Raw genomic sequence first — 476 nt, forward strand, 5'->3', positions numbered from 1 at the left:
GCCATCAGCGTAGTGAACTGAACGCCTATGCCAGCCAGATTGAACCCGCATTGCTGATTGCCGATCGCCAACATGCGCTGTTTAGCGGGGATGATTTCCTCAATACTTTCGTCACAGAACATTCCTCCATTCGCGTGGTGCAACTGCTCAACGACAGCGGTGAGCATAACTTGCAGGATGCGATTAACCATCCGGCTGAGGATTTTACTGCCACGCCATCACCTGCTGATGAAGTGGCCTATTTCCAGCTTTCCGGTGGCACCACCGGCACACCGAAACTGATCCCGCGCACTCATAACGACTACTACTACAGCGTGCGTCGTAGCGTCGAGATTTGTCAGTTCACACAACAGACACGCTACCTGTGCGCGATCCCGGCGGCTCATAACTACGCCATGAGTTCGCCAGGATCGCTGGGCGTCTTTCTTGCCGGAGGAACGGTTGTTCTGGCGGCCGATCCCAGCGCCACGCTCTGT

At 55.7% G+C, this 476-nt stretch carries 1 pseudogene; it reads left to right on the forward strand.

The annotated features are described in order from the left end of the window. A pseudogene (gene entE, locus GR212_RS36575) lies at positions 1-476 on the forward strand ((2,3-dihydroxybenzoyl)adenylate synthase EntE); the annotation flags it as partial.

It is taken from the genome of Martinezella lusitana (assembly GCF_010668395.1).
Classification (GTDB): Bacteria; Pseudomonadota; Alphaproteobacteria; order Rhizobiales; family Rhizobiaceae; genus Rhizobium; species Rhizobium lusitanum_A.